This window comes from Candidatus Binatus sp. (genome assembly GCF_036567905.1).
In the GTDB taxonomy this organism is placed as follows: Bacteria; Desulfobacterota; Binatia; order Binatales; family Binataceae; genus Binatus.
The window spans coordinates 1-16,646 of sequence record NZ_DATCTO010000001.1 but is presented as its reverse complement, the minus strand read 5'-3'; the positions used below and the strand labels follow the sequence as shown (position 1 = coordinate 16,646).

17 protein-coding genes are annotated in these 16,646 nt (G+C 59.0%); 7 read left to right on the top strand and 10 right to left on the bottom strand.

What is annotated here, in order from left to right:
* The coding region (locus VIO10_RS00085; protein ID WP_331957740.1) for an efflux RND transporter permease subunit at positions 1-232 on the bottom strand (232 nt) is incomplete at its 3' end.
* Positions 233-1,211: 979 nt separating this feature from the next.
* Here VIO10_RS00085 and VIO10_RS00080 point away from each other — a divergent pair.
* The 7 genes from VIO10_RS00080 to VIO10_RS00050 all read left to right on the top strand — a co-directional run bounded on the left by VIO10_RS00080 (position 1,212) and on the right by VIO10_RS00050 (position 8,818).
* Complete coding sequence (locus tag VIO10_RS00080; protein WP_331957738.1) at positions 1,212-2,021, top strand: polysaccharide deacetylase family protein; 810 nt, start codon at positions 1,212-1,214, stop codon at positions 2,019-2,021.
* 72 nt (positions 2,022-2,093) lie between these two features.
* Positions 2,094-3,317: a putative glycoside hydrolase gene (locus VIO10_RS00075; protein WP_331957736.1), complete on the top strand. Its 1,224-nt coding sequence runs from the start codon at positions 2,094-2,096 to the stop codon at positions 3,315-3,317.
* A gap of 5 nt (positions 3,318-3,322) precedes the next feature.
* The gene (locus tag VIO10_RS00070; protein ID WP_331957734.1) at positions 3,323-5,713 is read left to right on the top strand and encodes an exo-beta-N-acetylmuramidase NamZ domain-containing protein; all 2,391 of its coding nucleotides are present in this window, start codon (positions 3,323-3,325) and stop codon (positions 5,711-5,713) included.
* Positions 5,714-5,893: 180 nt separating this feature from the next.
* Positions 5,894-6,664 (top strand): DUF3800 domain-containing protein, encoded by a 771-nt coding sequence (locus tag VIO10_RS00065; protein ID WP_331957732.1) that lies wholly within the window; start codon positions 5,894-5,896, stop codon positions 6,662-6,664.
* A gap of 426 nt (positions 6,665-7,090) precedes the next feature.
* A complete protein-coding gene (locus VIO10_RS00060; protein ID WP_331957730.1) occupies positions 7,091-7,591 on the top strand; it encodes a C-GCAxxG-C-C family protein in 501 nt (166 codons plus the stop codon).
* A gap of 125 nt (positions 7,592-7,716) precedes the next feature.
* Positions 7,717-8,490 (top strand): SDR family oxidoreductase, encoded by a 774-nt coding sequence (locus tag VIO10_RS00055; RefSeq protein WP_331957728.1) that lies wholly within the window; start codon positions 7,717-7,719, stop codon positions 8,488-8,490.
* A 73-nt stretch (positions 8,491-8,563) separates the two neighbouring features.
* Entirely contained in the window at positions 8,564-8,818 is a 255-nt protein-coding gene (locus tag VIO10_RS00050; protein ID WP_331957726.1) for a hypothetical protein, read from the top strand.
* Between the two features lie 9 nt (positions 8,819-8,827).
* Here the strand turns inward: VIO10_RS00050 and VIO10_RS00045 are convergent, their stop codons facing one another.
* From VIO10_RS00045 to VIO10_RS00005, 9 genes are all read right to left on the bottom strand, one after another.
* On the bottom strand, positions 8,828-9,271 hold the full coding sequence (locus VIO10_RS00045; RefSeq protein ID WP_331957724.1) for a MaoC family dehydratase: 444 nt from the start codon (positions 9,269-9,271) through the stop codon (positions 8,828-8,830).
* 210 nt (positions 9,272-9,481) lie between these two features.
* The gene (locus VIO10_RS00040; protein ID WP_331957722.1) at positions 9,482-10,318 is read right to left on the bottom strand and encodes an SDR family oxidoreductase; all 837 of its coding nucleotides are present in this window, start codon (positions 10,316-10,318) and stop codon (positions 9,482-9,484) included.
* Between the two features lie 41 nt (positions 10,319-10,359).
* Positions 10,360-10,617 carry a hypothetical protein gene (locus VIO10_RS00035; RefSeq protein WP_331957721.1) on the bottom strand — a complete coding sequence of 86 codons (258 nt, stop codon included), beginning with the start codon at positions 10,615-10,617 and terminating at the stop codon, positions 10,360-10,362.
* Positions 10,618-10,624: 7 nt separating this feature from the next.
* Positions 10,625-11,179, bottom strand: a complete 555-nt coding sequence (locus VIO10_RS00030) for a VOC family protein (RefSeq protein WP_331957720.1) — start codon at positions 11,177-11,179, stop codon at positions 10,625-10,627.
* Positions 11,180-11,398: 219 nt separating this feature from the next.
* On the bottom strand, positions 11,399-12,613 hold the full coding sequence (locus VIO10_RS00025; protein ID WP_414645306.1) for a SpoIID/LytB domain-containing protein: 1,215 nt from the start codon (positions 12,611-12,613) through the stop codon (positions 11,399-11,401).
* Complete coding sequence (locus VIO10_RS00020; RefSeq protein ID WP_331957716.1) at positions 12,610-13,503, bottom strand: DUF4922 domain-containing protein; 894 nt, start codon at positions 13,501-13,503, stop codon at positions 12,610-12,612. Before VIO10_RS00020 ends, VIO10_RS00025 begins: the two co-directional genes overlap by 4 nt.
* Entirely contained in the window at positions 13,500-14,774 is a 1,275-nt protein-coding gene (locus VIO10_RS00015) for a glycosyltransferase family 2 protein (RefSeq protein ID WP_331957715.1), read from the bottom strand. Before VIO10_RS00015 ends, VIO10_RS00020 begins: the two co-directional genes overlap by 4 nt.
* A 21-nt stretch (positions 14,775-14,795) precedes the next feature.
* Entirely contained in the window at positions 14,796-15,524 is a 729-nt protein-coding gene (locus VIO10_RS00010; protein ID WP_331957713.1) for an N-acetylmuramoyl-L-alanine amidase-like domain-containing protein, read from the bottom strand.
* 31 nt (positions 15,525-15,555) lie between these two features.
* Positions 15,556-16,119, bottom strand: coding sequence for a DOMON-like domain-containing protein (locus tag VIO10_RS00005; RefSeq protein WP_331957711.1), 564 nt, complete (start codon positions 16,117-16,119; stop codon positions 15,556-15,558).
* Positions 16,120-16,646 lie beyond the last annotated feature (527 nt).

The following is a 16,646-nucleotide window of genomic DNA, read 5'->3' as shown; positions in this document are numbered from 1 at the left end:
CATGTTCGATGTTGCTGCCGAGCGTGAAGAAACGCTCGTAGCGGAAGGTGATGTTGTCCTCCATGTCCAGCGGCGGCATGCCCTGGTAAAAGGTCGCCACAACGACCGCCGGAATCTTGATGTTGGGGAATACGTCCACCGGCATCTTCATGAATGCCGTCACCCCCAAAATCACGATCACAAGCGCTCCGACGATGATTGTGTACGGATTGCGCAACGAGAAACTTGGCACGCTGCAAACTCCCAAGACCCGGCTAAGTGCTTGCGCCGGTGGATTTCAAACTTGACCACAACCGCCCGCGAGTAGTTACCCGCGTGCTTGGCGAATCACGAGTCTAGAGTTTGCTTAGAGCGGGTCTTGGCTTTCCGCGTGCGAGGGGAGCAATTTGAGCCGTCTTACTATTGGTCGTACGGAAGGGTTCGGGAATCTGAAACTCAGTAATGGTCTGGCGGCCTGATCGTCCGGTATAAGCTTCAGATACTGCTGCGGTGGAACGCTATTCGCCGCATAGCCGACCTTGAGATCGGGCAGGCGTGACGAATCATCGGTGAACCGCTGTGACCCGCTGAGAGTTGAGTTGCCGGTCGATCCGCAGGAGAGGCGTAAGTGCGGAGGCTGCAGTCGAGGCGCTAACGCTACGATGCTCATTGCGACAAGAATCGTGGCAACCAGCTGCAAATTTCGGCGGGAAAGCATTCCGGAAGCTATGTTATATCGTACCGTATTTTGAATGCAAGCGGAGCAGATTCTCTTGTGCTCGCGAAGATTCCAGATTCAGCAAACGGCGGTTTGTTATGCGTTCACGCGGAGTCAGCGCAGAAACGTTACGTCGCGAGTCGCGTGCCTTCTTCGGTTTTCGCGTTCCCTTCGATGACCAGACGCATCTCGAGACCACGGTGCCTGATTCGTTCCGGTTTCCCCTGCACACCAATAGCAGCGTCGCGGCCGGTAGGCGGTCGTCTGAGGGGTCTATATGTATCAGAGGTTTTTCGATCTCGATCAGGAGCCGGCCGCTTGTGGTTCAGGTCGCAGCCCGTTTCAATCCATCGCATTAATTCGATAGCTATTATCGCATCTGCTCATATTTCGGTTCCGATGGAATTTTTAGCAGGGACAGCCTAATATCGCAATTCACGGTGAATCTGGCGGGAAATCTGCAATGGCGATTCTGATTCTGCCGGCGCGCTCCTGACCGTTCGGCAGAAGAGTTATGAAACAAAAGGGGCGCTTCCAGCTGGTCTCTGCGCTTCTGGCGCTGTGCCTGAGCGTGATAACGACGATCGCGATCGCGGAGCCCGCATCAGAGAGCGCAACCTCCGCGACGATTCTTGTTTACCATCGGTTCGGCCCGGTGGTTGCCGATAGCATGACGGTCACGACCGCGGTCTTCGCATCGCAGCTCAAGTATCTTCATGACAATGGCTATACTGTCGTTCCGCTTCACGATGTTGTGAATTTCGCCGCAGGTCACGACCAGTTGCCGCCGCGCGCCGTCGCGATCACCGCCGACGATGGCCATCGCACAGTGTTCAGCGACATGGCGCCATTGGTCGAGCGCTATCGAATCCCGGTGACACTGTTCATTTATCCATCCGCGATTTCGAACGCCTCGTATGCGATGACCTGGGAACAGCTCGCGGAACTGAAAGCCACCGGACTCTTTTCGGTGGAATCGCACACCTATTGGCATCCCAATTTTCGCATCGAGAAACGCCGACTCTCCACCGAGGATTACTGGAAATTGGTGGATAGCCAGCTCAACAAATCGCGACAGGTCCTCGAGCGCCGGCTCGGTGGCCCGGTGACGATGCTGAGCTGGCCGTTCGGGATCTACGACGATGAGCTGATTGCCGCCGCCAAAAAATCCGGATACGTCGCCGCATTCAGCATCGAACGACGCAAGGTCTCGCGCGGCGACAACTTCATGGCGCTCCCACGCTTCATCGTTACCGATGGCGACATCGGACAAAGATTCGGGAGTCTGCTACCCGCTCGGACGCCCATAACCAGTCGGCGATAGTTGATGTCAAGACCGATTATTTTCACGCTGTCTTTGTTCTTCCTCACATCTTTGTTCAGGCCTGTGTCGACAATGGCTTACACCGGGACCGTCATCGATGGCTCGACCAGGAGGCCGGTGGAGGATGCGATCGTGACACTCGGGGACGTCGTGGTTCGAACCGATCACGATGGCAAGTTCCAGATCAGCGGCCAGGGCGACGCGATCGGTTTGAGAGCATACGGCCATCGGCGGGAATCAGTCTCCGTCGGAGTGCTGAAAGATGACTCCGGTCCGATTGTACTGACGCCGATGACGCCGAAGGCGCTCTATCTTTCATTTTACGGAATCGGCAGTGCCAAATTGCGCGAGGCGGCCCTCGGCCTCATCGACAAAACCGAACTTAATGCCGTGGTGATCGACGTCAAAGGCGATCGCGGGATGATCGCATTCAAAACCTCGCTCGCGCTTGCCGAGCAGGCTCATTCGAACGAGCTCACGACGATGCGCGATGCGAAGGCAATAATTGACCGGCTCCATCACGATAACATTTACGCTATCGCACGAATTGTCGTCTTCAAGGATGATCCGCTGGCGACCGCCCGACCCGATTTGGCGGTGAAGCGCGGCAGCGGCGCAATCTTCAGGGATCGCGAACGCCTGGCGTGGACGGATCCCTTCAACCCCGAGGTGTGGGACTACAACATCTCGATCGCGATCGAGGCGGCGCGCCTGGGCTTCGACGAAATTCAGTTTGACTATGTGCGCTTTCCCGACGCGCCGGGTCTTAAGTTCTCCAAGCCCACCGACATGAAGAGCCGCCTCGCCGCGATCTCCGGCTTTCTGGCCGACGCGCGGCGGCGCCTCACTCCCTACAATGTGTTTCTCGCCGCCGACATCTTTGGATACGTGACGTGGAACCTCGACGACACCCATATCGGGCAGCGGCTCGAGGAACTTGCGCCCATCGTCGACTACATCTCGCCGATGCTGTACCCGTCGTGCTTCCAGTTCGGCATTCCCGGCTATCGCAATCCGGTCGCGCATCCGTATGAAATCGTCTTCCTCTCGCTGCAGAACGCGCGCGAGCGTGGAATCCCCTCGATTCGGTTTCGCCCGTGGCTGCAAGCATTTCGCGACTACGCCTTCGACCATCGAGAGTTCACCGGCACCCAGATCAGGCAGCAAATTTCGGCCGCCAAAAGGTTCGGCTCCGACGGCTGGATGCTATGGAACCCGCGCAACCAGTACACCGCCGAGGGGTTGAAGCTGCAGGGCGCGGGTTGCGAGAATGACGCTGCGGACGTGGTACAATAGTCGCAATGAGAAGCCCGACGGCGTCTTTCTCGCACCGTCTGATCGCGGCACTCGCGCTCCAGTTGCTCGCCGCGATCCTTGCAGCATCGGCGTCTGCTTTTGCTGCCTCGCCCGCGCGCTTGCGCGAAGCGGACCTGCAACAAATCGACACCATCGTCCAGTCTGAGATCGAAGCGGGAAGAATCCACGGCGCCGTCGTCGAGATCGGGCAAGGCAGCCAGGTCGTTTATCGCCACGCTTTGGGAGATCGCGCGCTTGAGCCCCGGCGAGTCGCGATGACTCCCGACACAATTTTCGATCTCGCCTCGCTGACCAAGCCGGTCGCGACCACGGTCGCGATAATGCAGCTTCGCGAGCGCGGCAGTATCGACCTCGACGCACCGGTCGCGACTTACTGGCCAGCCTTCGCTCGCAACGGCAAGGAACGCATTACGATTCGCCAGTTGATGACGCATTATTCCGGCCTGGCGCCAGATTTGGACCTGCGCCGCAAGTGGACCGGCTACTCGACCGCAATGAAGATGACCGCGGATGCGAAGCCGCTACATCCTCCGGGAACGCACTACGAGTATAGCGACATCAATTTCGAGGCGCTCGGCGAGGTGGTTCGGCGCGTCGCGAAGCTTCCGCTCAACGACTATTGCCGCATCAACATTTTCACCCCGCTCGGAATGGCGGATACCGGTTTCTGCCCGCCAGCACGAGAACTCAATCGTATTGCGCCGACCGCATTCGCCGACGGCAAGTTGCGCATCGGCGAGGTTCACGATCCGACTGCCGCGCGAATGGGAGGGCTGGCGGGTCATGCCGGACTGTTCTCCACCGCCGACGACCTGGCGATCTTCGCGAGGATGATGCTCGACGACGGACGCGCGGGCGCGGTCACGATTCTCTCTGCGCGTTCGATCGACGAAATGACGATTCCCCAATCGCCGGTCGGCGCGGGTGATGCGAGCCGCCTGCGCGGCCTGGGATGGGATCTCGGCGCGCCGCTGTGTGCGAATCGCGAGCAGCTCTTGCCGGTCGGCTCGTACGGCCATTTCGGATTCACCGGGACGATGCTGTGGATCGATCCCGTATCTTCCACCTATGCGATCATCTTGACCAATCGCACGTACCCCAGCGGCGCAGGTGATGCGGGCCCGCTGCGACGCGAAATTCTCGCGCTGATTTCAGATCGCCTCGGTACCCTGTCTGAGGATCGCATCGTGGAATGTCGGCCTTGCTTGAATTCCTTCTGCGCGTTGGCCAAACGCACTTCCGTTCACACAATGGTTCTCACTGGCGCCGACGTGTTGGCGGGTGACGGATTCGCGCAACTCAAAGGCACGCGCGTCGGATTGATCACCAATCAGACCGGCGTCACTCACGCCGGCACTGGCGATATCGAGGCGCTTTCACATGCGCGCGGACTGACGCTGCGCGCGATCTTCAGTCCCGAGCATGGCCTGCACGGCGATGTCGATGAGCGCGTCGCCCCGGGCGCCGAGCCCGTCACCGGTCTGCACTTCTTTAGCCTGTACGGAGAGACGCGGCGGCCGAGCGCCGCGATGCTCGATGGCCTCGATGCGGTGGTGTTCGACGTTCAGGACTCGGGCGCGCGCTTCTACACCTACATCACGACGATGGCCTATGCGATGGAAGAAGCGGCCCGCCGCGGTATCGACTTTTATGTGCTGGATCGTCCCAATCCGATTTCGTGCGCCGTCGTGCAAGGCCCGATCATGGACGCCGATTTGAAATCGTTCACCGGATATTTTCCGCTGCCGACGCGCCACGGCATGACGGTCGGCGAGCTTGCCGAGATGTTCAATGGCGAAAACCACATCGGCGCGCGTCTGCACGTGATCAAGATGCGCGGCTATGGGCGTTCCCAATGGTTCGATCAGACGGGGCTGCGATGGACGCCGCCCTCGCCGAACCTGCGAACGCTTACTGAAGCAACGCTGTATCCGGGCGTTGCGATGATCGAGGGCGCCAATGTGAGCGTCGGGCGCGGGACCGATACTCCATTCGAATTGGTGGGCGCGCCGTGGATCGGCTCTGCGCTGCTGCTCTCCTACCTGGACCAGCGAAAGATTCCCGGCGTTCGCTTTCAGACAGCCGATTTCACGCCATCCGCCGACATTTATGCCGGTCGGAGCTGCCACGGAGTACGGATTTCTCTCGACGACCGCCTCGCGCTTGATTCGCCGGCGCTCGGGATCGAGCTGATTGCCGCACTGCATCATTTAGATATGAATGATTTCAAGATTGACGCGACGCTCTCGATGGTTGGTTCGCGTCGAACGCTCGAGCAAATCAAGTCGGGCGCGGATCCCAAACAGATCGTCGCGGATTGGCAACCGGAGCTACAGAATTTCCGCATCCTGCGCGCGCGCTATCTGCTCTACTAGTCTTCGCTTTCTTCATCGCGGTTGCGGATTAGTCGGATGTGGACAGTCAAGCCGCAGACGCGGCAGAATCTATCGGATGTCTGCGGTCACTACCACCATAGCGACGATAAGGCCTGCTCATGGCTTCGGCGATTGTTGTCGGTGATGCCCGCGAGTGAACGGGACCGGAGATATTGGCTAATGTTTCAGGTCTACGTGGATGACAGCGGGCGCGGTGAAGACCAGAACAATCCGCTCTTTGTGCTGGCTGGTTACGTCGGCCGAGCACGAAACTGGTTGGGCGCTGTGGACGATTTGCAGCGCATCATGCGGAAAGAACCACGACTCGACTATCTAAAAGGCAAGGAGGCTGCTTCGCTGAAAGACCATTTTAACGGATGGAGCGAAGCTGAACGTGACGCCAAGCTCGCTGAAATGATTGGCGTACTCAATAAGTACAAAATGATCGCTCTCTCTATCGGGATTCGTTACGCCGACTTCAATCGGATTCTTGCTAGGCCGAAGGGAGCAATGAAAAATCCCTATGCGCTCGCCTTTTGTCACGTAGTGGTCTGGATGCTTGATTCCGCTCGGAAAAATCCAGTGCGCGAAACAATCGAATTGATTTTCGATCAGGGCGTGATCGGTAGAGAGCGTAACATCAGGGCCGCCTACGAAGGGATGATGGGCCATCTTCTAAAAGAAATGACGGACTTGCTCATAGGACGCCCACAGTTTGAAGATGATTGGAAATTCCTGCCTCTACAGATGGCCGATCTCTTTGCGTGGCATAGTCGCCGCGATTATATCGAGCAGCTTGCTTCCAGAGGTACTCGGCGATTGGAATCGAATGTCTGGAACTCTTTGCGGACCAGCCAAGGGAAGGGACTGTTTCTGAACGCGAACGACCTGGCGGAGTTTAAGCGCCGGAGCGACGCACGGTTCGGTTTTTACCGACCTTCGCGGGGCTGACTGGTTGCGTCCGCTCGATTAAGGGAGCCATTAGCTTTTTCAGCTTGCCGATGTCGGCGTGTCGCAACATTTCCCTTAGCCGATCGTCTTCGGCGCGGGTTTTTGCGGTGATAGACTTGCGAGCGCGGGTGGAAGCCACCCGTGTACTTTAGCGATTCGATGTCCGCGCTGCTACAGAACCGACCAGCGAGCAAAAGACGACAACGCGGATCGAAACGCGAGCAGACCGGGAACATACGCGGCGAATTGCAGGCTCTGGACTTTTCGCCGTTTTCGGAGTTTTCAATAGGTACAGACATGGGCTGCCTGATGAGGGAGGCTAACCGTCCTGCACAGACGCCCAATCCGTCGGCAAAGCGAGGAAGGCATGGCACAGATGATGCTCGATCAAGATGGTTCGGAGTTTCACGCTTGGAGGACGATCTTATGAACTTCGCGCAATTCGATATCGCCGAACGGGCGGCTTTCTACCTCGGCAAGGGATTCCATTGCAGCCAGGCCGTCTTGCACGTCGTGCAGGATCTCCTGGGGGAAGAAGACGAGGCTGCGCTCCGCATGATGGGTGGGTTCGGCGCCGGAATCGGCGGTATGGGCTCGGTGTGCGGCGCCCTTAACGGCGGCGTAGCGGCGCTTGGTCTCAACCGCGGGAAAGGCACGGTCGAGGGCAAGCAAGATCCCAGCCTCTTTCCGCTCTGCGCAGAGCTCTACCACCGCTTCGGTAGCGAAATCGAGGCCAGCCATTTTTGCCGCGACATCACCGGTACGGATTTCACCAAGCCCGAGGAAGTAAAGGCTTACATGAACTCGCCTGAGAAGACGAGCAGATGCATCCGGCTGGTGGGCGCGACCGCGGCGCTGGTCAAGGACATGCTGTCGCGGGAGGACGCCAAGTCGAGCAGCGCCGGCGTGAAAAGTTCGTCGCGCTGAGTCTGGCCGCCGCCGGGGATTTTTCAGCTCGAAATCGTCCAAGCTGCCGCTTCTTATGCGGGCGCGTCCGTCCGTTGGCCGCGCGTGAGTTCTTTAGACGCGGGCACTGACAGCGGGATGCGACCTTGAAGGATCCTTTCAGCATCGAAGACAAGGTGACGATCATAACCGGCGGCGGCACCGGAATCGGCGCTTCGATCGCCCACGAGTTCGCCTCGCGTGGCGCGCGATTACTGATCGCGAGCCGTAAGCTTAGCCATTTGGAGCCGGTGCGTGACGAGATCCGCAAGGCCGGCGGCAAATGCGAGATGGCGCAGTGCGACGTGCGCGACCCGGCCGCCTGCGAGGCGACGATCGCCACTGCGGTGCGGCATTTTGGGCGGCTTGACGTGCTGATCAACAATCACGGCGGGAGCATCGCCGCCCGAAGCCTCGACCTGTCGCCCAACGGATGGGGGGCGGTGGTCGGGATCAACCTCAACGGTACTTTCTTCGCCTCCAAGGCGGCTGCCCGGCAGTTCATCAAGCAGAACACCGGCGGCGTGATCATCAACATGTCAACCTACCTTGCCCTGCGTGCCAGTCCGATGGCCGCGTCTTACGCGGCAGCGAAGTCCGCGGTCATTAACCTCACGAAGTCACACGCCTCCGAGTGGGGCGGGTTCGGCATTCGGGTCAACTGCATCGTGCCGGGCCCGATCGAAACCGAGGCGGCGGCGGCGCGCGGTTGGGGCAATCCGGATCTGCGGGCAAAGGTCGGCCGCACTCGCGCCCTGGGCCGCCTCGGTCGGGTCGGGGAGATCGCTTATCCCTGCATCTTCCTGGCTTCGGACGCGGCCAGTTATATCTCCGGAGCGATGCTCGTGATCGACGGTGGTACCGCACCGCGCGGCGAGTAGCGCTATTTTCCGCGCGGTCCCGGTAGTGTGCGCGCCACTCGCGCAAGCAGCCGTACAGCTCAGCATCTTCAAAATGATCGCGAACGCCGAAAGCTGCTTCATTGCGCTGACTCCGCTGGGGTATCAATTCCAGTGGTGGACGTTTCCGGGAGTTGAAGATCATGCATACTCAGCCGAAGGAGTGTTCTTTCAGTTCATATATGTGAATCCGCGCGAGAACGTGGTGATTGTTAAGACCAGCGCCAACGACGGCTTCTGGGACCCAGCCAAGGAATCGGAAATTTACGCCGCCTACGACGCGATCACTTCCGCGTTGCACGGTCAGTGAGCGGACCTCTTACACACGATTCATCATACGATGATCGACGCGCGCAACGACCTCGCCTTTCTGATTGGCAAGCGTCGAACGTACCACGACAAATATCATCGTTCCGGTACGGCCTGTCTTTTCGTAAGTCTCCTTCACCTTGGACGACACCCGGATCGAATCGCCTGCGCGAATCGGGGCGTCGAGTTCGATATCGATGCCAGCCATGAGGCCGCCGTGGCTGAACGCTGGGATCTGTGCGAAGACATTGTCAGCATACCGAAAAGAGGCCACCAAGGCGGGCGGCGCGATGATGCCGCCGTACGGACCCGCTTTTGCGGCGGCCGCATCGAGGTACAAGGGATTGTCGTCGCCGACCGAAGCGCAAAAGCTCGCGATCCGCTCGGCAGTTACCAAAAAAACCTCGTCAGCCTCGAAGGTGCGGCTCATGAAGTTCGATTTGTCTTCCTCCATTCTGACTCCGACGAAACCTCTACGCGGATTTGCCGCAGAATAAACCATTCGGCGGAAGACGCCTTGAAGTAGGGGCTGAGGAATAGTTCGGCCGTTGCGGGAGAGCCATGACGGTCGAGACTCTCGGTGTTTCGGCGCCTTCGGAGTCTTTGGTTGATGGGATGGACCCAGCCCCCTTTGCCTAAGGCGCATCTTTGCCAGTGGGAATCGTTACTTCTCGAACGATGGGCCCGCGAAGTTTCCCGGGATGACCGGCGCCGGACCGCTATTCTGTCCCAACAGTGCGCCGCCTGCGGTCAAGCCCCCATCGACGACCATGGCGGTCCCAGTTACCCATTCGGAATCGTCACTTGCCAGGAACAGCGCCATCGCCGCGATGTCATGCGGATGCCCCGCGCGCGGAATCGGCTGGATCAGCGCGAGCAACTGCTCCGCCACCGGCTCACCTCCGGGCAGGCGCGTATTTATCAGCGGAGTATTGATGCCGCCCGGGCAGATACAGTTGACGCGAATCCGATCTTTGCCGACTTCAAGGGCGACCGAGCGCGTCAGATTAATGACCGCCGCCTTCGCCGCGCTATAGGCGTGCGGCCCCGCGCCCCCGCGAAGACCCGCGACCGACGCGGTCGAGATTATCGATCCGCCGCCAGCCTTGCGCATCTCGGGAATCGAGAACTTCATTCCAAGGAAAACCGAGCGCAGCAAAATCGCCAGGCTCCTGTCCCAATTCTCGACCGTGGTCTCGTCGATCGGCCCGACCGCGCCGCCCAGGCCGGCATTGTTATACATGATGTCGAGGCGGCCGAATTCCTTGACCGCGCGCGCCACCGCCGCCTTGACCTCCGCCTCTGCTGAAACGTCGGTCTTCTGAAAGACCGCGTGGCCGCCGTTCTCCTTGCAATCGCGAACCGCGGCTTCACCGCCTTCGACGTTCAAGTCCGCGATCACTACCGCGGCGCCTTCGCCCGCGAACCGAATCGCAGTGCCGCGGCCGATTCCACTGGCCGCGCCGGTGATCACTGCGACTTTGCCATCGAGTCTGCCCATCGTGGTGTCTCCTCTCACTTTTGCTCTTCGAGTCCCTTAACCTATGCCTTCATCGCGCCGATCGCCCAGTCGGTCGTCATCAGATTTATGAAAAGGTTGCGCTCGAGCCTAAGGCCCTCGGCCAGCGGCGCCTGCATCGCCGATCGCGCCGGGCGCTTGATCTGGGCCATCGCGCGCTCCAGCGCCTTGCCCTGCGCCAGCTCATTGACCAGACCAAAGGCGGCCGCTTCGCGTGAGTTCCGTTCGCGTTGAGCCTTAGACTCGGAGCCAACGCATCGCACCGCACGGTTGGGAACCACGCGCCCTTCAGCGCATCAGGGTGGCGAAGTCGCGAATCGGATCGTGGCCGTCCCAAGCCCGCGCAAGGTCGCGAATCTTCATCATCGTCGGGTAAATGGATGGTTCTTTCGCTTCCGAAATCTCGTAGAGAGGGCCGCCCGGCACGGAATCAGTCGCGAAGTAGATGAACCGGAGACCACTGCCGGGGATCGCGCCCTCGTGCGCCACTGACAGGCCGGAGCGGACGAGTTCCGGCACGGCGCGATCGTATTCTGCCCGCGTCATCCATGAGGAGACGTGCTGGAAGCCTTCGTGACCGGCGGCAAGGTAATCGCGATAGGCGCTCGGCTTGTCGTCGTGCTGTTGGATGATCTCCACCTGGAACTCGCCCGAAAAACCTAACGCGAGAGAGATTCGCGGCGGCGGGACAGGTCTGCCGCGATAGCGATAGTTGTCCGGCACAACATCGCGCATCGTGAAGAAGGGTCCGACGCCGAGCGTGCGCGTCCAATAGTCGAGCGCTTTTTCGAGATCGCGCACCACGAACGCGATCTGCCGCATTTCTCCGAAAACCCGGCTCATGAAGGGACCTCCTTTGGGCCTGCGAAAAAGACACTGCGCCTTCGGCCGACTTGAATCAACGTGGACGATGCTCGGCACGCCGAAGCGTCTGATCGTCGCGTCGGCCATCACCTGGCCGCAAATTGCTTTCGGAGAGCGCGCTGCATTCCTCCCCGGAGGGAAACGGGCGCCGCATCGTCAGTTAGATTCGCCTGGCCAGATGAGCGCGCGGCGCGAAAGTCAAACGCTGACAGTGGTCCCACGATAGTAATGGTGCAAGATTTCTGTGTAAGTCTTGCCCTCATTTGCCATAACTGCCGCGCCGATCTGGCATAGGCCGACACCGTGTCCCCAGCCGGCTCCTAAGAAGACAAAGCGGCCCGACACCTTGTCTATGACGAATGCAGAGCTATACAGATGGGTGCGCGATAAAGCGCGGCGAATTTCCAGTTCTTTACCGATGATGATGTAGTCGCGTTCCCCGGTGATCTTCAGCCGATATATTCGGCCTGAAGGTCCGCGCGCGAGCGCCTGCACGTCGCGAATCGGACCAAGATCCGCGCCGAGCCTGGATCTGATCAGATCGGCGAGTTCTTCGGGCGTGTACGCGACCCGCCAGCGATAGAAATCCCGGGTCTCCTGATCGAATCCCGGCAGAACCCGCGCGAGAAGCTCCGAATCGTCCGTATTGCAGTAAGCCGGCGGGCTTGAACGTATCCATGTCTCAGGACTGTAAGCGCAGGGTTGCGCCGGACCGTCGTAGATAGATTCAAGATAGGGAATATCTTCATCTTCCCAAGCGGTCGCGTAGCGCTCGGTTATTCCGCCGCAGGACTTGGAAAACCGTGCGTCGCAGATAGCGCCATTGTAACGGAGAAACGCGCCCGCCGTCGCGCGAACCGCTGCGGCTGCGGCTGGAGAGAATGCCTTCGTGATGCCCTGATACCGCTGGCAGTGGTCGTCGGCACACACATCGAAATCCGGATGCGCTTCGCGGCCGTACCAGCGAAGGATTTCGTGAGATTCGAGACGCTGTCCTTTCCCGGAGCGAGGGGTATTTGCTTTAGGAAACCACATCCAGCTGCGCGAAATCACCGCGTGAGCTTTCAGCAGTTCGAGCGGACAGGACGCGCTCATCTCGGATGAGATCACGCTCGTGACGTAGTCTTCGAGCGCAACATCATTGATCACCGTCAGCCCGGCTGCTCGTTTCATGAGGCGGCAAGCCCCGCGGAATACCTGGCGCTCCTTGCGTTCCCAATGAAATCCGATTCCGATCGTGACGTCGTCCAGCGCAAACGCGCACGCTGCCGGGTCCGCCGCAGTGAGCGTAACTTCAGAAGTAAATCTGTAGCGCCCGGGGCTGTACGGCTTGCCGGAAGTATCCGTAAACGTACCCGTCAATTCGACTTCGACCGCGGATTGTCCTTCGATCAGCCCTACCGATACCTTCAACGCTCACTCTCCAGCTTGCCGGCGACTTCCTGAAACTGACCGTCAGGCAAAGTGACCTCTCGAAAAATTGCGGCGATGGCGTCACCCGTGATTCTTTCGAAATGCTGCGCCAGCGGCACAACAAATATTCCGCACAAATCAATCGATGCCGGACTGACCGTCAGTTCGCCCGTATGAAAGACCTCTGGCCGATGTTTTCCTCGCGGAAACAGATATGCGACCCACTCCCCGCTCTCATGAAAGACCGCGATGTTGATCAGCGGTTCTGGCCGTTTGCCCGTCGTTTGCGCGAGCAAATCGATGGCGCGATCCATTCGATGGATTAAAGCAGATCGATCCCGCCCACGAAGCAGCAACACATTTCTTCCGTAATTCGGAACAGTGACGCCGGTCAGTCCAGCGGTGTCCTTCTCGATCGGAAACAATCCTCGCGAGCCCGCCTGAAAGTGCATGTGGTCCGGTGCGGATGCGCCGCATTCCGGACCGTTATAGACGACGAAATATCCAGCGAGGGCCGCGGCAATGTCGAGCATATTCCCGAACTGGTTCGCGATGCGCTGGAAGCCGTGTGCTCGGTGAGCGATCGTCAGGTGATGATCCACGATTGGAAACGGATTGCAGTAGATCGTGAAGTTCTCATCGAACTGCAGACCCTCTTCCTCCGAAGGCAGATTCCCCGCACATAGGAAGCAGGGGCGTTTCGCAACCGACTCCCGGTCGACCGACGCCGTTGTGCTACCCATACGATGGGGAATGTGACGGATGAAGATGTCGAACCAATCGATCCGTACCGGCCGTGTCTTCGCCCGCGCAAGGCCTTCAACGCCTTTCGCGAGCTGCGGCCATGCCCGCGCCTGCCGTTTGAACAGTTCTTCTATTTCGTGGATCATCGCCGCATTCGAGCGTGAAGCTCGATAGTTCGAAGCCAGTCCTTGTACAGATCGTATCGATTCGCAACCTCGAGCGGCAGGGCGCTGTCGCTATTGCCTTCCCAACGGCGGCAAAGATAAACGGACTCATAGATCCGGCCGATCTCATAATCACGGCTGATGCGCAACGCTACGGCGTAATCCTCGCCATAGCTGACATTGGGAAATCCTATGCGGCGCAGAACCGCCGTATTGAATGCGCGCGGCGCGCCAAGACCATTGACACGGAGTGCATTGTTTCTTCCGTTCTCGCGACTCCACTCGCGATGGTCGATTAGGCCGGGCGGAAGTTCTTTCAAGGAAAAGTCGACCATCGTGTAGGAGCCTATAACCATCGCATAAGGTCCAGCTTCAAGTTCTGCAACAATCCGGCGAAGGACGCCGTCATTGATGTACAGGTCGTCGGAATCAAGTTGGATGGCGTATCGCCCGCAGTCCTTGGAGTAAATCGCCTCGTTCCAGCACCCGCCGATTCCAAGGTCCCGGCGTTGCGGAACGATGTGCTTAACCCGCGAATCGCCAATTCCGCGCAGGATTTCCGTCGTCCGATCCGTCGAATGGTTATCGACGACGATCACATTGAATTCGAAATCGGCGCTCTGGACGAGGGCGCTTTGAACGGCGTCGAGAATTGTCCGCTCGCGATTCCTAACCGGTATGACGACGCTGGCTTTTACGGGAAATGTTTCCGCCGTGGCAGGAACGTTCTCGAAGTGCGGCTGCAACCAGGCGCCGATTCGTTTGAGATGCGCCGTCGCGATGCGCTCCATTTCGATTTGGTAATCGCGATTGCGCGGATCCACATAATCGAATTGCTTTTGACCCGTCGGCCGCGCATCAATCATCGACGCGCTGTACAACGGTTCGGGAATCCGCACTATGGCGTGGTTTTCCGAAATCCTTAACCGCAGGTCGTATAGCCCTCCCCATTTCCAGGTGCTGTCGATTCCTGACTGACGCGCAGCCTGAACCGACACACCGACTACCGGGCCAAAGTCGAAACTGTCGCGGATGCTCCCGCTTTGATAGTCGATGCGAGGATGGCCTACTGCGTCGGCATAAGCCCAGCCGCCGCCGGTTTCACGTATGACCCGCGCCATTCGATCGAACATGCGCGGTCCTGGTTCGATGCTCGCACGCGGATCGCCGAGAAACAGAACATCGGAATCGGCAGCGTCGAGGAGTCGTTGAATACTTGCGGACGAGTAGTCCTTTGGATAGACGATGTTCACATTCCACCCCGGCGCGTTGTCTTAGCTGCTAACCGCGATGCGTCGCGTCGCCCCTTGCGGCCGCATGACAATGACGCCAGCCATCCGATTTGCCTTGAGGAACTCGCTTAATTCCTGTTCCACGACAAAGCCTCGGCTGCGCGACGCGTGACGCATGGAAACTTTTTTGCCATCGCGCACGATGATTCCAGCATGAAACACATCGAGATGCTTGCGTGTGGACGCAAAAAAAATCAGATCACCGCTTTGCAAATATCGTTCGAGCCGTGGCACTGCCGCCTTCGGTACACATCTCACGCGAGTCCGCTGTGCAGCGAGTCCGGGCACAACATTCAGCACGCGTTCCCTGGTGACTGTCGGGACAGCCGGCATTGAAACCGGCCTGATTATCCCTTCGCGTACATTGTTGCGAATCCAGAGCGTCATATAGTGATTCCGCCGTTCCCATTGAATGCGGCCTCCTTCATACCTAATCTTTCGCAGCCACTCGGTGAAGTCATCGACGTTGGACGCGCGGGCGAGCGCCACAATTGTTTCGATGTACGTGACACAGTCGAATCCATCGAGGGAAGCCGTGAACACTTCGACTGTGTCGGCCGATCCAATCAGCGGATTTGGTTTGTAAGGGTGTCCAAGGAAGTGGCGGGAAAGAACGTCAATTCGGCTACCGGCGCAGCGATCATACTTCGTTTCCGATAGAAGCTGCTCGACGCGCCGCCGGCTGAGACCTTGTGGTTGCGCGTGCTTCATCAGAATTTCATAACTTCACGGCGTTTGAGACCTACGCGGGGCCTGGCGGCTTAAGCAGCAGGGCGAATCCATCGGCATCATGAAAATCCGGTTTGTCGGCCGGATGGCGAAGCGCCCAGTACGAAAGCCCATCGCTCGCCTCGATTACCGCCGAGAGCCCGATACGTAGCGAAGCACGCGGGTGGATGGCAGACAGGCAATCGAGCCGGACAATGGTGTCCAGCTCAAGCCGACTGCCAGTAGAGCGCACGGCAATCTGCGGGCGCATCATTTCGTTCGCGACAGGACCGCCGTTGCGATAGCCGCTAAAGGCGTAAACGGCCCACTCCCCCGATGGCGCAAAGTTGAACTCGTGGTACGCCGGTTGCCCTTCCACCGCGATGAAGGCTTCGAAGCAGGTGTGGCGCCAGAGTTGTGTACCGATGCGCGACGCGCCCGGCGGACAGACCCGGATTCGGGGAATGTCTCCGTCGAGGCGGAAGGTCATCTGGAGTTCAGCGCCGGCCGAGCGGCGTACGAGCACTCCAATGGCGCGCACCGTCTCAGAGTGTGCCGACGCGTGGCACCTGAGGTCCATCCGGTGTTCGACGGTCATGACAGGCACGGTGGCCGCAGCGGGATTGCTCTCCGATCGGGATATCGAGTCAATCGTGTTCGTGTGCGGAAAGTCTGGCGACTGATGCTACGGCAGCAGCAGACAGCTTTTCCATCTCAGTTTCGGAAGTTGGGCTACGCTTCTCGGTCATAGACCTCGCGCCGCACACAGCACTCAGCTTCAGGTTGCCTGAATCTGCGCCATTGGCCCGCTAACGTCAAACATCCGCTCCGGTGCCTCAAACAGCTTGTCCTGGGGAACAGCGAGGCTGCTCGCATTTATCGAAGACATCGGCGAAAGGCGCGGTCGTCAACCGATCTGCCCCGCGAGCGCCTGCGTTTCCATGCCCGCGGATCAAATCTTGAAGCACCACAGCTGACCATTCTTGCGGATTTTCCTGGCGCGGCAATGATGATAGTTGAAGCAATCTGTTTACGTTGCAGGTTATAAGTCACAAGTCAGCGGGTCCAAGAGAATGACCATGGATTTTGGAATTGCGTTACCCTCGATGCTCGATTCGTGGAAGA

What these genes read in the sequence shown, in the direction of transcription:
- VIO10_RS00080 (WP_331957738.1), top strand. Translation starts at nt 1,212, where the DNA reads ATGAAACAAAAGGGGCGCTTCCAGCTGGTCTCTGCGCTTCTGGCGCTG.
- VIO10_RS00075 (WP_331957736.1), top strand. Translation starts at nt 2,094, where the DNA reads ATGGCTTACACCGGGACCGTCATCGATGGCTCGACCAGGAGGCCGGTG.
- VIO10_RS00070 (WP_331957734.1), top strand. Translation starts at nt 3,323, where the DNA reads ATGAGAAGCCCGACGGCGTCTTTCTCGCACCGTCTGATCGCGGCACTC.
- VIO10_RS00065 (WP_331957732.1), top strand. Translation starts at nt 5,894, where the DNA reads ATGTTTCAGGTCTACGTGGATGACAGCGGGCGCGGTGAAGACCAGAAC.
- VIO10_RS00060 (WP_331957730.1), top strand. Translation starts at nt 7,091, where the DNA reads ATGAACTTCGCGCAATTCGATATCGCCGAACGGGCGGCTTTCTACCTC.
- VIO10_RS00050 (WP_331957726.1), top strand. Translation starts at nt 8,564, where the DNA reads ATGATCGCGAACGCCGAAAGCTGCTTCATTGCGCTGACTCCGCTGGGG.
- VIO10_RS00045 (WP_331957724.1), bottom strand. Translation starts at nt 9,271, where the DNA reads ATGGAGGAAGACAAATCGAACTTCATGAGCCGCACCTTCGAGGCTGAC.
- VIO10_RS00040 (WP_331957722.1), bottom strand. Translation starts at nt 10,318, where the DNA reads ATGGGCAGACTCGATGGCAAAGTCGCAGTGATCACCGGCGCGGCCAGT.
- VIO10_RS00030 (WP_331957720.1), bottom strand. Translation starts at nt 11,179, where the DNA reads ATGAGCCGGGTTTTCGGAGAAATGCGGCAGATCGCGTTCGTGGTGCGC.
- VIO10_RS00020 (WP_331957716.1), bottom strand. Translation starts at nt 13,503, where the DNA reads ATGATCCACGAAATAGAAGAACTGTTCAAACGGCAGGCGCGGGCATGG.
- VIO10_RS00010 (WP_331957713.1), bottom strand. Translation starts at nt 15,524, where the DNA reads ATGAAGCACGCGCAACCACAAGGTCTCAGCCGGCGGCGCGTCGAGCAG.
- VIO10_RS00005 (WP_331957711.1), bottom strand. Translation starts at nt 16,119, where the DNA reads ATGACCGTCGAACACCGGATGGACCTCAGGTGCCACGCGTCGGCACAC.